The organism is Collinsella aerofaciens (genome assembly GCF_001405375.1).
In the GTDB taxonomy this organism is placed as follows: domain Bacteria; phylum Actinomycetota; class Coriobacteriia; order Coriobacteriales; family Coriobacteriaceae; genus Collinsella; species Collinsella aerofaciens_F.
This window is the reverse complement of sequence record NZ_CYYP01000013.1, coordinates 49,564-62,779: the sequence shown is the minus strand read 5'-3', so window position 1 is coordinate 62,779 and position 13,216 is coordinate 49,564. Positions and strand designations below refer to the sequence as shown.

11 protein-coding genes and 1 other RNA gene are annotated in these 13,216 nt (G+C 59.7%); 8 read left to right on the top strand and 4 right to left on the bottom strand.

Going from position 1 to position 13,216, the window contains the following annotated elements; all coding sequences use genetic code 11:
* Positions 1-13: 13 nt before the first annotated feature.
* On the bottom strand, positions 14-448 hold the full coding sequence (locus tag ARB25_RS07515; protein ID WP_055287067.1) for a hypothetical protein: 435 nt from the start codon (positions 446-448) through the stop codon (positions 14-16).
* A 238-nt stretch (positions 449-686) separates the two neighbouring features.
* Here ARB25_RS07515 and ssrA point away from each other — a divergent pair.
* The 8 genes from ssrA (at position 687) to ARB25_RS07480 (ending at position 10,060) form a co-directional block, all read left to right on the top strand.
* Positions 687-1,050: a transfer-messenger RNA gene (gene ssrA / locus ARB25_RS09690) on the top strand.
* 618 nt (positions 1,051-1,668) lie between these two features.
* Positions 1,669-2,547, top strand: a complete 879-nt coding sequence (locus tag ARB25_RS07510) for a patatin-like phospholipase family protein (RefSeq protein ID WP_055287065.1) — start codon at positions 1,669-1,671, stop codon at positions 2,545-2,547.
* A 193-nt stretch (positions 2,548-2,740) separates the two neighbouring features.
* Positions 2,741-3,184, top strand: a complete 444-nt coding sequence (gene rplM / locus ARB25_RS07505) for a 50S ribosomal protein L13 (RefSeq protein WP_022094635.1) — start codon at positions 2,741-2,743, stop codon at positions 3,182-3,184.
* Positions 3,185-3,186: 2 nt separating this feature from the next.
* Entirely contained in the window at positions 3,187-3,582 is a 396-nt protein-coding gene (gene rpsI, locus ARB25_RS07500; protein ID WP_022094634.1) for a 30S ribosomal protein S9, read from the top strand.
* Between the two features lie 123 nt (positions 3,583-3,705).
* The gene (gene glmM / locus ARB25_RS07495; RefSeq protein ID WP_055287063.1) at positions 3,706-5,043 is read left to right on the top strand and encodes a phosphoglucosamine mutase; all 1,338 of its coding nucleotides are present in this window, start codon (positions 3,706-3,708) and stop codon (positions 5,041-5,043) included.
* Positions 5,044-5,144: 101 nt separating this feature from the next.
* Positions 5,145-5,612, top strand: coding sequence for a PTS sugar transporter subunit IIA (locus tag ARB25_RS07490; protein WP_306421699.1), 468 nt, complete (start codon positions 5,145-5,147; stop codon positions 5,610-5,612).
* Positions 5,613-5,883: 271 nt separating this feature from the next.
* Entirely contained in the window at positions 5,884-6,612 is a 729-nt protein-coding gene (gene nagB / locus ARB25_RS07485; RefSeq protein WP_055287061.1) for a glucosamine-6-phosphate deaminase, read from the top strand.
* 448 nt (positions 6,613-7,060) lie between these two features.
* On the top strand, positions 7,061-10,060 hold the full coding sequence (locus ARB25_RS07480; RefSeq protein WP_055287059.1) for an AfsR/SARP family transcriptional regulator: 3,000 nt from the start codon (positions 7,061-7,063) through the stop codon (positions 10,058-10,060).
* Positions 10,061-10,129: 69 nt separating this feature from the next.
* Here the strand turns inward: ARB25_RS07480 and ARB25_RS07475 are convergent, their stop codons facing one another.
* The 3 genes from ARB25_RS07475 to ARB25_RS07465 form a co-directional block, all read right to left on the bottom strand.
* Positions 10,130-10,429, bottom strand: a complete 300-nt coding sequence (locus tag ARB25_RS07475; RefSeq protein ID WP_006234690.1) for a YhbY family RNA-binding protein — start codon at positions 10,427-10,429, stop codon at positions 10,130-10,132.
* 158 nt (positions 10,430-10,587) lie between these two features.
* On the bottom strand, positions 10,588-11,475 hold the full coding sequence (locus ARB25_RS07470) for a methyltransferase domain-containing protein (protein ID WP_070100761.1): 888 nt from the start codon (positions 11,473-11,475) through the stop codon (positions 10,588-10,590).
* A 318-nt stretch (positions 11,476-11,793) separates the two neighbouring features.
* On the bottom strand, positions 11,794-13,158 hold the full coding sequence (locus ARB25_RS07465) for a PFL family protein (RefSeq protein WP_055287057.1): 1,365 nt from the start codon (positions 13,156-13,158) through the stop codon (positions 11,794-11,796).
* Between the last annotated feature and the right edge of the window lie 58 nt (positions 13,159-13,216).

Below are 13,216 nucleotides of genomic sequence, written 5' to 3'. Positions count from 1 at the left end.
CCGCGTCTGCTATTTACAAAAGCTCGGCCTTGATGGCGTGACTTTCTGCGAGCTGCTCGGCTGCCTTTTCGTCGGAGCTGTCGAGTGCTGCCAGACTGCGGTAGACCCACTCGTTGACCTGGGTGTTCTTGACGCCCGCGGTCTGCATAAGGGTGCCTACCTCGCGGATTGCTGCGAACAGATCGGCTTTGGGACCCGCGAGCTCGACCTCGATGCCGTGGTAGGCGGCCACGCCGCGGTTCTCACTCACGTGGTCGATAAAGCCCTCGACGGTCTCAAACTGCTTGGCGAGAGCTGCATCACCGTCAGCGTCCAGCGCGACGAGTGCGTTCGATACCGTGAGGGCGGGATGTCCGCAGGGGACAAAGCCTTCGATGACATCCATAGCTTCGGTAATGGTTGAGCCCAGGCCTGCGAGGGCATTGACGAGTTGCTGCTTGGTATCCATAACGGTCCTTTCGACGGTTCAATTTTGCTTGGCGAAAATATACGTGACGCGATCGGTAGCAAAAGTGCGAAGTGCGGCACACATTGGGGTCTTCACAGCTCGTGCATAGAACAGCTGTCCGCTTTCAGAACGTGGTAAGATAGCTATCCACGAGCGGGGTTCACCCCGCGTGTTCCTTGAAAAGTCGACGGGCATTGGGCGCTCGTGCCCAATGCCATCCAGACTTTCCCGACATTCGGGGGGCGACTGGTTTCGACACGATAGCTCTGAGAGAGGAAGCAAGCCGAGGTCTCCTCGCCTCGTTAAACAGGGGTACCGTCAAATTGAATTGACAACAACTCTTCTTTTGAGCCTATGGCTCTCGCTGCTTAGTTTATAGCGGCGCGTCAACCCGGTGATTTCCCCGACACCGGCGCGACGTCATGTTAGGGGAATGCTCCTGCGCACGTAATCGGTATGGCGCAGGCTAAGACCGAACCGGTTAGGACGCCGCGAGCGTGTCGCTGCGCGCAAAGCGTCCGAGACTAAACCAGCGACTGAGCTTGGAGATGCCAATCAGGGGGCTTTCGTGGACCGGAGTTCGATTCTCCGCGCCTCCACCAATAGTTACAGGCAGGTAGAGAAGTGTCTCTACCTGCTTTTTTATTACTTACAGATACCGCGGAGAATCGAACTCTATGCAGGGCGCGAGCGTTAAACAAACGCGGAGCGTTTGTAGCGAGCGGGCGAGGACGCCGGCAGGCGGCCGAAGCCGGTGCGTATTTGCGAAGCAAATACGCGGATTCTCCGCGAAAACTTCGACTCAAAACGGATGCGATGTTTATCGAATCTCAGCCGGCCATGCGCCGCATCAGCGGATCCCCTCCCGCACCGCGGAGAATCGAACTCTGTGCAGGGCGCGGGCGTAAAGAAAACGCCTCAGTGACGCAGAGTGGGACGCGCTTTCCCGATGGCAGCCCAGGCGGAAAGCACGTCCCGGAATCCGCGCTCAGACTGGGACGTAGTTTCCGGATGGCGCCTCAAGCGGAAACCGCATCCCGGAATCTAAGCTCGGAATGGGATTCATTTTCCTGATGGTGGGCTCAGCGGAAAATGAGACCCGGAATTTGCTCTGAGAACGGGACACACTTTCCGCTTCACTTGCCGCCTCAAAAAACCTGCGCTCTCGCCATCCCAAAACTGGGTAGAAGAAAGCCAAAACGCAATCGCAGGAGGTCAACATGACTGCAGAAGATAAGGCAAAGAACGCCGGCAAGGTCGCGCTCGTCCTGGAGGGCGGTAGTTTTCGCGGGCAGTTTACCGCGGGCGTGCTCGACGTTCTCATGGAGGCCGGCGTCGAGATTCCGGCGGTATATGGCGTATCGGCCGGCGCCCTCAACGGCGTGAACTACAAGTCGCACCAGATCGGCCGTGCCAACCGCATCAACCTGGCTTTCTGCAACGACAACCGCTTCATGGGCGCCGCGTCGTTTGCGTCCACGGGCTCTATTGTGGGTTACGACTTTATCTTCAACGATGTCCAGGACCGCCTGGATCCCTTTGACAACGAGACGTTCAACGCGAGCCCCATCGAGATGTACGCCGTCGCGACGGACATGCTCTTTGGAACCGCCGCGTACCTTCCGGTCAAAAGCGCCGTACTCGATCTCGACGCCGTACGCGCATCGACCTCGTTGCCGCTGGTGACGCCGCCGGTCGAGATTGACGGGCACAAATACGTCGACGGCGGCGTAGCCGATTCGGTTCCTATCGAGCATGTGCTCGAGGAGGCGGGCTTCGACCGTGCGGTCGTCATCGTCACGCAAGACCGTTCGTATGAGAAAAAGCCCTACGAGTTTTTGCCGGCCGCGCGTGCGCGTTATGCCGACTACCCCTATCTGCTCGAGGCTATCGAGACGCGCCACGACCGCTATAACATCCAGCGCATGCATCTGTGGAAGTATGAGCGCGAGGGCCGTGCGCTGGTCGTTGCTCCGCAAAAGCCGGTCGAGGTCGGCCATGTCGAGCACGATCCGGCAAAGCTTTTGGACCTGTATATCCAGGGCCGTCAGGAGGCAAAGCGCCTGCTCGCGGAAATCCAAGAGTTCGTTGAGCGCTAGCGACGGCGAACCCTCAAAAAATGACAACAGCTAAAGAGCTGGAAAATCACGGCTCGTGGATGACATGTGCAGAAACTCTGGTCGGAACCAAAATACCTGTTGACTCGTACGGCGAGCGGGGTAATATGGACGGGTTACTTGCAGAGCCCCGTGAATCTCTGTAACAACACGTACTGTACATGGAGGAGTCTAAGTGATTTCGAAATCGACTCACTACGCCAAGCAGGGCGAGGTCCAGCGCAACTGGGTTCTCGTCGACGCCGATGGTGCTGTCCTGGGCCGTCTTGCCACCCAGATCGCAATGATCCTGCGCGGTAAGAACAAGCCCCAGTTCACGCCCAACAGCGACTGCGGCGACTTCGTTGTCGTCATCAACGCCGATAAGGTCCAGCTTACCGGTAACAAGGCCGACACGAAGACCTATTATCGCCACAGCGGCTACAACGGCGGCCTCAAGGCTGAGAGCTTCCGCCAGGCTATGGAGAAGCACCCGGAGAAGGTCATCGAGCGCGCCGTTCGCGGTATGCTGCCCAAGACCACCCTCGGCCGTGCCCAGATGACCAAGCTTAAGGTCTACGCTGGTGCCGAGCATCCGCATGCTGCCCAGAACCCCACGAAGATTGAGCTGGAGGCTTAAAGATGGCTGAGAACACCGTTGTCTACCAGGGTACCGGCCGTCGTAAGAACGCCGTCGCCCGCGTCCGTCTCGTCCCCGGCACCGGCAAGGTGACCATCAACAAGCGTGACGCCGAGCAGTATTTCGGCCGTCATCAGCTCGTTGAGAACGCCCTTGCTCCCTTCAAGGTGACCGACACCGCCGGTCAGTTCGACGTTATCGCTCTGTGCGATGGCGGCGGCATCTCCGGCCAGTCCGGCGCTCTGCGCTTGGGCATCGCTCGCGCTCTTCTGAACGCTGGCGACTACCGTGCTGACCTCAAGAAGGCCGGTTTCCTTACGCGCGATGCTCGCGTGGTCGAGCGCAAGAAGTACGGCCTCAAGAAGGCCCGCCGCGCTCCCCAGTTCTCCAAGCGCTAAGGTTTTATCTCCTTTCGAGATACAATGTACAAGCGGGGCCTGCCGATTCCTCGGCGGGTCCCGCTTTTCTTTTTCGACTAGGGTGGGCGGTTGCATATCGCCTGCTAGGGAAGGAGCGATCCTATGCCCCAGAACATCTTCGGTACCGACGGCGTCCGTGGCGTCGCCAACGCCGATCTTTCGTGCGACCTCGCGTTTCGTCTGGGCCGCGCGGCGACCAAGTTCCTTGGTCCGGACATCTGCATCGGCCGTGACACGCGCCTTTCGGGCACCATGCTCGAGAGTGCTCTGACTGCCGGCATTATGGCCGAGGGCGGCCGTCCGCATTGCTGCGGCGTCATCCCCACGCCCGCCGTGGCGCTGCTCACCGTTCAGAACGAGCTCGATGGCGGCATCGTCATCTCCGCTTCGCATAATCCGCCGGAGTTCAACGGCATCAAGTTCTTTAGCCGCAAGGGCATGAAGCTTCCCGATGCTGTCGAGGAAGAGATCAGCGCCTGGGTCATGTCCGAGGAAGCCATGGCTGCCGACACGCTGCCGACCGGTGCCGGCGTGGGCCACATTATCAAGATGAAGGACGCCCGCAAGGCATATGTTGACCACGCCATCGATACGCTTGATGGCCTGAGGCTTGACGGCCTGGTCGTTGCTGTCGACTGCGGCCATGGCGCTTCTTGCCAGACCACGCCCGCCGCGCTGCAGCGCCTAGGCGCCACGGTGCACGCTATCAACACCGATTATTGCGGCACGGACATCAATGTCGAGTGCGGCTCTACGCACCTCGAGCCCCTGCGCGAGCTCGTGCTGCGCACCCATGCTGACATCGGTCTGGCCCACGACGGCGACGCCGACCGCGTACTGTTCGTGGACAGCGAGGGCAATGAGATCGACGGTGACTACATCCTGGCTATCTGCGGTTCCGACCTCGCCGCTCGTGGCAAGCTCGCCAACTCCGAGATCGTCTCGACCGTCATGTGCAACCTTGGCTTCTCCATCGCTATGAAGGAGCAGGGCTTCGAGATGGTTCAGACCGCCGTGGGCGACCGCTACGTTCTGGAGCGCATGCTCGCGGACGGCGCCGTCATCGGCGGCGAACAGTCCGGCCACATCATCTTCCTGGAGCACAACACCACCGGTGACGGCCTGGTGACGGCTCTGCAGCTGCTGGCCGTGCTCAAGCGCACCGGCCGCACCCTCACCGATCTTGCCGGCATCATGAAGAAGTACCCGCAGGTACTCGTCAACGTGCATTCCGGCAACAAGGCTGGTCTGGACGATTGCCAGCCCATTTGGGACGCCGTCGCTGCTGCCGAGAAGGAGCTTGACGGCCGTGGCCGCATTCTGGTGCGCCCGAGCGGTACCGAGCCGCTGGTCCGCGTGATGGCCGAGGCCGAGACGCACGAGCTGACCCAGCGCGTTGTCGACGACATCGTCGAGGTTGTCAAGCGCGAACTTCCCTAATGGTCAAAAACCGGTGCCAAGTGGTAAACTGTTAAGGTTATTTTGATTGATTGGTATGTCCGAGGGGGAGCATGTTCACTAAAGTCCTAAGGTCTTTTGGTATGCGTGGTCGAGTCCTTACGCTGGATGCTCCCATCTCGGGCGACGTCATTCCGCTCTCCGAGGTAAACGATCAGACGTTTGCCACCGGCCTTTTGGGCCAGGGCGTGGCGATCCAGCCCACCGGAACGCGTGTGATTGCACCGGCTGATGCCAAGGTCGAGGCTATTTTTCCCACGGGACACGCTGTTGCGCTTAACACGGTCGATGGTCTGGACGTGCTCATCCACGTTGGTTTGGACACCGTTCAGCTCGAGGGCAAGCACTTTACCGTGCATGCGCAAGTGGGTGACATCGTCCATAAGGGTGATGTACTCATTGAGTTCGATCGCGAGGCAATTGCTGCCGAGGGCTACGATGTGACGGTTCCCATCTTGGTGTGCAACTCCGTTGAGTTCTCGAGCATCAAGGGCTCCGTTGGTGTGCATGTCGAAGAGATGGACCAGCTCATCGTTGCTCGCGAGCGCTAGCAAGTGCACGTGGCCATTAGCCTACAATTCAAACACGTTTACGGAGGGCGCCCTTGAAAGAGGACGCCCTCCGTGGCAAGATGGGAAACGTCCGAGGCTAAACAGCTTTGGGTCACCGTGGACGGGCAGGGGCCTCGACGCGGCTAGACACGAGACACATACATTACGCGACCTCGCCCTGGTGGCCGCACACGTTGGTTGCGGCCGACGCGGGCCGCGGGCAAGTGCTTGTAAGGGAGCCTTGCCTCTCTTGTACGAGAAAGGACGCGTAATGAAGATCATTAAAGCTAAAGACTACGAGGATATGAGCCGCAAGGCCGCCAATATCATCTCGGCGCAGGTTATCCTCAAGCCCGACTGTGTGCTGGGACTTGCCACCGGCTCCACCCCGATCGGTGCCTACAAGCAGCTCGCTGCTTGGTACGAGAAGGGCGACGTCGACTTTGCCGAGGTCAGCACCTATAACCTAGACGAGTATCGCGGCCTTTCGCACGACGATCCCCAGAGCTATCACTACTTCATGCGTGAGAACTTCTTCGATCACATCAACATCGACCTGAACAACACGCATGTGCCCGACGGTTCCAACCCCGACGCCGCCGCTGCCTGCTCTGAGTACGACAAGATCGTCGCCGACGCCGGTTACCCGGATCTGCAGCTGCTCGGTATTGGCAACAACGGCCACATCGGCTTCAACGAGCCCGATGACCACTTCTCCAAGGGTACGCACTGCGTCGACCTCACCGAGAGCACCATTCAGGCCAACAGCCGCCTGTTCGACAGCATCGACGATGTTCCCCGTCAGGCCTACACCATGGGCACTCAGACCATTATGTATGCCCGCATGATCCTGGTTGTCGCCAACGGCGAGGCCAAGGCTCAGGCCGTGCACGATATGTGCTATGGTCCGGTTACGCCCGAGTGCCCGGCTTCGATCCTGCAGCTGCACACCAACTGTGTTGTCGTTGCCGACGAGGCCGCCCTTTCGCTCTGCGAGTAGCGCGAATCCTGCAGCTCGACATAGCCTTGCCTAAGGCCTCCGCTTTGCGGGGGCCTTTTTGCTATCCCTTTTTGCCCACTTGACCAAAAACTTGCCGCAAGCTTGACGAATGCCGGATGTCCAACAGCTTGATTCATTCTATACCAGATTCTATGCAAAAATGCCACTAGAAGGTCGTAGACGGTAGCGGGTGCTAGGCGAGTTGAATGACATGGCTGAACCTTGTTCATCTGCGTTACACTGCCGCTTAGATGGGACAAGCTGACAAGCTCATTTACCTGCTTAAAGACCGATTAGTCGGGGGATTAATAACAATCGGCCCTCGCTGTACAAAAACTTGCCGCTTGCGTACCAAAAGACAACCTAAAACACAAGGTCGCTCTATTCATAGCGCGGCTTGTATGGTCTTGCGGCTACAGTGTCCATACGGTCGAGTTGAGGAGCGGGCATGGTAAACGATTTGAGCGGTATAGACGACCTCGAGCTGATGCCGTTAGGCGGAGGCTATATGGTGCGACGCGAACGCTTGATGAATGAGCTTATCGCCAAGGGCCGAAAGGCCGGCATCGTGGTTCTTTATGCGCCCGACGGGTTTGGGAAGACCTCGGTGCTGCTGCAGTACACCCATGAGGTTAAATGCGATCCGACGCGAGGCCCCGTGCGGATTATCGAGGCCGATCGCGCCACTGGGCGCGAGGTGTTTATGCAGCTCGAGGTGGTTACCGAAGAACTCAAAGACAAACCGCATTCCCTTATCGCGATTGATAATGTGCCAAACCTCGATCAACACGATACCGAAGACCTCATCGACAGGATTCGCGGCCTGCGCGCTATGGGGGTAGGGGTCTTTATCTCCTGTCGTCCTTCAAATCGTCAGCTGATTCATGGGCTGGGCGATTCGGTTAAGATCAATGCGCAGATGCTCAAGGTGCATGCCTATGAGTATTCGGCGTGGGCATCGGCGTTTTCGATCAGCACATCGCTCGACTTTTATCAGCTCACGCAAGGCGTGCCCGAGCTCGTTTCGGCATTGCAGACGGGTCTGTATGGCCAAGGCGACGTAGCCGGTCCGCTCGAAAACGAGATTGTCAACGTATATGGCGCGGCACTTGTCGATCTGGCTTCGCTCGACAATAATGCGCTGTTTTGCGTGGCATGCCTCATGGTTTTGATGGGCGAGGGCAATATCGCAGAACTCGAGGCCTGCGGGGTGAGGCTGTCGATGGTCGACCAGTCCTACTTTGTACGCGACTACCCGATCTTTGGCTTGGATCCCGCCGAGCGGAGTTTTACGTGTCTGGGCACGGAGGATAACGGACGCTTGCGCTTGCGTAAGTTGGTGGCCGAGGTTCGCCCCGAACTTGTTCCGAGGGCGGCCCGGATTTTGCTTAAGGCGGGCCGATGCGATGCGGCGATGGGCCTGGCAGACGCCTTTTTGGACCGTGAAGCGGTCCTTGAACTTGCTGGGCAGTATGGGGTCGATCTGGCTCTGACGGGGCACGGGGCCGATATCTGCCGAGCGGCGCTGGGCACGGTTGATGCCGACGATTCGGCTCCAGAGCCAACGCCTGCCGAGGCGCTCGGCGTATATCTGGCAGCGGTCAGCGTGTCCAATACAAAGCTCGCTCGCTATATGGCATCGGTCATCGAGCGCGGGGGCGAACGGGCGGCCTGCGAAATAGACCCTGTCTCATGGAGGGTGGCCCAGACACTGACGGCTGTTTGCTATGGGGACAACGGGCTTGGGCTTCCTACGAACCTGGCCGTGCCAGAAATCGAGACATCCCATACCGCACTCGATATGCTGTCCGCGCATATCGAGGTCAAGCGCTGTCTGACCGAGCGGGGAGATGATGGCGGCGTTCTACGGCAGCTCAAAACGAGCAAGGCCTACGACTGCGAGCTCGACATCGCGGGGATTGTTATACGGGCCGATAGCATGCTGGTGGAGCTCTTTGACGGGTCGTTTGCGGGAACCGACGAGCGCGACGACGAGATGACGGTGGTGCGGGAGGCGCTCGACGTACGCGGGCTTAAGGCGATGGCTATCTGGGTGCGCATGGTGTTGGCGGCACGGCGGCTCCTTTCCGGCTTGCCGGTAACCGACGATGCGGCGTTCAACGAGCTCGATCGTTTTGCCGTGCGCATGCGCGACAACCAGATTCAGCTGTTTGGCCTGTTGCTAGAAGGTTGGCAGTCGCTGGCAGAGGGACGGCCGGTTAATGCAAAGTTCCGTGCGGTCCAAGTGCTCAAACTTGCCGAGGAGTCGATTGCGTACATGCGCGATAACGCATTGCTGCTGGAGCGCGCGGCATATCTGCGTAACACCTCGATGGTTTCGGTTCGCGAGGAAGCGGAGCTACTCGATATAAGCCAGACGCAGGTTGGTGGCGCAGAAGCCTGGATGGTGGCGCTGCATTTGGCCTGCGCGGGGCGAGATAGCGATCTTGCGGCCTGGATGTCCATGAATCGTGCGGGGATTCTAGAGCCATCGTATCGGCTCTTTGCGCGCCTTGCCATGCATTGTCTGGGCGAGCCGGCGGGCAGGATACGCAAGAAGCTTCCCGTGCGCGAGCTGTCGCGGTACTCGCTGCGCGACGATTTGGAAGGAGAGGGCGAGCGCCTGTTCCAGGCCGGCGAGGTTGAAGCCGTTGATACCATCGACCATATCGAGATTCGCATGTTTGGTGCGTTTCGCGCCGAGCGCGACGGGTTTCCCATCACGGACAAAATGTGGCGCCGCAAGAAGGCGGCGACACTTGCCGAGCGGCTTGCGCTGGGCATGGATGCGCTCGTCGATCGTGAGACGCTGGCCATGGAGCTGTGGCCCCATGCCGAGTTTAATAGCGCCCGCAACAACCTGTACTCGACGATATCGCGCTTGCGGTCGGCTTTGGGACCGACGCCGGATGGCAAGTCGTGTGTGCTCATCCAAAATGAATGCATTGGGCTCAACGGCGACTACGTCAAGACCGATGTGCGGCTGTTTGACCAGATAAGCCGCGAGGTTTTGGGAAATCGCACGGGTGCGCGCGGACCCCATTTAGTTGAGCTGTGCCTTAAGATTGAGCAACTTTATGCCGGACCGCTGTATGTTCCCAATGGCTGTAATCCCACCTACTTTTTGCGTATGCGACGCATTATGCAGTCAAAGTACATCGATTGCATGATTAAGGGAGCAAATGCCGCTCTAGAAGAAAACGATCTGCAGTCGGCGATTTGGCTGGCGGAGTCGGGGCTTCGGCAGGAAACGGCGCGTGAGGATATGGTGCGCTGCGCCATGCGCGTCTACAGTGCGGCGGGGCGACGGCGCGATATCGTCGAGCTGTACAGCGGGCATATGCACCATCTGAGGGAGCAGGTCAATGGCGTGCCCGAGCCCGAGACGCGGCGTCTATACGAGCGCTTGGTGGAGGGGCGGCTCAATCGCGTGCTGGTCGAGCGATAAAAAACGGGCGCCCGAAGTACTTGGGCGCCCGTAAGCTTGCCATGTGTTGGCTCGCCGGATCATTGGCTCTTAGACGAGCTTGATCTTCTCGATGTCCTTGCGCGAGGACTCGCGATACAGCGAGAACTTGCGGCCGATGACCTGGACGACCTCGGCGTGGCAACGCTCAGCGAGCTCCTCGGCGGCCTCGCGGGCGGAAAGACTAGAGCCATCGAGCACGGAGCACTTAACGAGCTCGTGCTTCTCCAGGTAGGCGACCGTCTGCTCGACGGTGCCCTCGTTGACGTCGGACTTGCCGATGATGATGGCGGGGTTGAGGTGATGGGCCATGCTGCGAAGCTGCTTGACCTGTGCTCCTGTCAGTGCCATGGGTTCTCGCTTTCTATGTATGGGGCGCCCCACGATGGGGCCTTAATCTACGTGAGCTGTCCCACGATAGCGCAGGAACGGCGCGGTGTGGAGCGCGTTTGCCCAGTTCAAAAAGAATGCGGATGCCGAGTGAGTGGGCGGTGCGGGCTGCGAACAAGCTATGAGCTGGGCGCAGAGACCGGCTCCCATGCAATAAACGCCCAACGAACCTTGCGGACATGATCGAGCATATAGCGCCCCTGCGGCACGCCCTTGGAACCCGGCTCACCGGCATGGGGGTTCTCAATCATGTGTTGAGCGATGTAGGCGCGCAGGCGGTCGATTTTATCCTCGTTGCCATGCTCGAGCATACGGGAAAAATCTGCCACGCCCGCCTCAAGGCTATCGAAAGTATCGCGACGAGGCGATTCAAAGTACGTAACCTGCGGCAACGCACCCATCTGAATGAGGATGTTGAAGGCGTACACAAAGCCATTACTGCAGGTAACCGAGGCACCGATAGCGTTCATCAGGTGCAGATCATAGCGCGGGCTGGAGTTGGCGACCATCGTGACAGCACAACGCCGACGAGCCGTACGATCAAGTTTGGCAAGCGCGTCTTTCAGATCGGTCGTCGTAACCGACCGACTGGCAAAGGCAACATCCACCGCTTTCGCGACCGGTCCAACCAAATCCCAATCATCATCCCAAGCAAGCTCAAGCGGCGTAATAAGATCCTCGAGCCCGTAATACTCAATGCCGGCATCAAGGGTGCCCAACATAGCGGGGGAGAAATCAGCCGCAATCACCGGATGCCCAGCCTGAGCAAGCGGAATAGCAATCGACCCAGCCCCGCATCCCATATCGAGCATCGACTCACCAGGCTTCAACGCCAACAGCTTTATAAAATCCCGAGCATAAGGGGCAGTCTCCAGCGGACGAAAATGCCGAGCCCTTTTATCCCACTCAAAAGAATCATCAGCCCGCCGCCGATCAGCTTGCAGACGCATCCACTCGCCATTCCAATCAACAGAAAGAAGCTCAGAGCGAGCATTCCCATCAACCACGGGCCAACCTCCTAGCAACAAAAAAGCGACTCCTCCCAAAAGAAGAGCCGCAACCAGCATATATCAGAAAAAGAACCGTTCCAACGCCAAACCGCCGCACCAGCCAAGTGGTGCAGGAGCGAAGCAACTGCAACCGGGATAGAACCCAACTGAGGTCCCGTTGTGCGGGAGCCCCGGGGAGGGCAAATATATAAGGTCGATCGCGAGTTCCGCACGAGCCGGAGAGCACTTAATGTGCTCTCCGTGCGAGTCAGGACTGTCCGAGCAGGCGACCTTATATATTTGCCCTCCCCGGGGCTCCTCGCCAGTCCCCCTCAGCTAGTTCTTCAGCGAGTTCAGCGGCGCCGGGAAGCGTCCACCGCGGTGGGCAAGCACGGTGCCGGCGTTGGGGTTCACCGGCATGATGGGCGCACGGCCGAACAGGCCGCCGTACTCGACGCAGTCGCCCACGCCCTTGCCGATGGCGGGGATCACGCGGACGGCCGTGGTCTTGTTGTTGATGACGCCGATGGCCATCTCGTCGGCGATGATGCCGGCGATGGTCTCGACCGGGGTGTCGCCGGGGATGGCGATCATGTCCAGGCCAACGGAGCACACGCAGGTCATGGCCTCGAGCTTCTCGAGCGAAAGCGCGCCGGCCTCGACGGCGGCGATCATGCCGGCGTCCTCGGACACGGGGATAAAGGCGCCCGAGAGACCGCCCACGCTGGAGCTGGCCATGACGCCGCCCTTCTTGACGGCATCGTTGAGCATGGCGAGCGCGCAGGTCGTGCCGGGGCCACCGCAGGTGCCCACGCCGATGATCTCGAGGATGCGCGCGACGGAGTCGCCGATGGCAGGCGTGGGAGCCAGCGACAGGTCGACAATGCCCTTCTCGACACCCAGACGATGGGCGGCCTCGCGGCTCATGAGCTCGCCGGCGCGGGTGATCTTAAAGGCGGTCTGCTTGATCTTCTCGGCGACTTCCATCATCGATGCGGAATCGGGCAGCGTCTCCAGGGCTGCGGCCATAACGCCGGGGCCCGAGACGCCAACGTTGATGACGGCGTCGGCCTCGCCACCGCCGTGGACGGCGCCCGCCATAAACGGGGAGTCCTCGACCATGTTGGCAAAGCAGACAAACTTGGAGGCGCCAACGGAATCCTGGTCGGCCGTGAGCTTAGCGGCATCGATGATGGTCTGGGCGGCCATAAGCACGGCGTCCATGTTGATGCCGGCGCGCAGGCTGGCGACGTTGACGCTGGAGCAGACGCGGCTCGTGGTGGCGAGCGCCTGCGGGATTGACTGGATGACGCGGCGGTCGGCGTTGCCGATGCCCTTCTGGACGAGTGCGGAGAAGCCGCCCAGGTAATCGATGCCGAGCGTCTCTGCCGCGCGGTCGAGGGCATGCGCGATGGGGGTGAGGTCCTCATCCTTGCAGCACGCGGCGATCTGCGCCACCGGGGTGACGGAAACGCGCTTGTTGACGATGGGGATACCGTACTCGCGCTCGAGGTTCTCGGCGGTCTCGACCAGATGCTCAGCCGTGTGCGTCACGTGGTCGTAGATCTTCGTGCACATGCGGTCGAGGTTCTCGTCACCGCAACCCATGAGCGAAACACCCATGGTGATGGTCCTGATGTCGAGGTTCTGCTCCTCAACCATGCCGCGGGTTTCCGCGATTTCTGCGGGCGTGATCGCCATCCTTGCGCTCCTATCTGCCAAAACGAGCATAGTCTTATCTATTCTAACGTGCCGCACG

What these genes read in the sequence shown, in the direction of transcription:
- ARB25_RS07515 (WP_055287067.1), bottom strand. Translation starts at nt 448, where the DNA reads ATGGATACCAAGCAGCAACTCGTCAATGCCCTCGCAGGCCTGGGCTCA.
- ARB25_RS07510 (WP_055287065.1), top strand. Translation starts at nt 1,669, where the DNA reads ATGACTGCAGAAGATAAGGCAAAGAACGCCGGCAAGGTCGCGCTCGTC.
- rpsI (WP_022094634.1), top strand. Translation starts at nt 3,187, where the DNA reads ATGGCTGAGAACACCGTTGTCTACCAGGGTACCGGCCGTCGTAAGAAC.
- glmM (WP_055287063.1), top strand. Translation starts at nt 3,706, where the DNA reads ATGCCCCAGAACATCTTCGGTACCGACGGCGTCCGTGGCGTCGCCAAC.
- ARB25_RS07490 (WP_306421699.1), top strand. Translation starts at nt 5,145, where the DNA reads ATGCGTGGTCGAGTCCTTACGCTGGATGCTCCCATCTCGGGCGACGTC.
- nagB (WP_055287061.1), top strand. Translation starts at nt 5,884, where the DNA reads ATGAAGATCATTAAAGCTAAAGACTACGAGGATATGAGCCGCAAGGCC.
- ARB25_RS07480 (WP_055287059.1), top strand. Translation starts at nt 7,061, where the DNA reads ATGGTAAACGATTTGAGCGGTATAGACGACCTCGAGCTGATGCCGTTA.
- ARB25_RS07475 (WP_006234690.1), bottom strand. Translation starts at nt 10,429, where the DNA reads ATGGCACTGACAGGAGCACAGGTCAAGCAGCTTCGCAGCATGGCCCAT.
- ARB25_RS07465 (WP_055287057.1), bottom strand. Translation starts at nt 13,158, where the DNA reads ATGGCGATCACGCCCGCAGAAATCGCGGAAACCCGCGGCATGGTTGAG.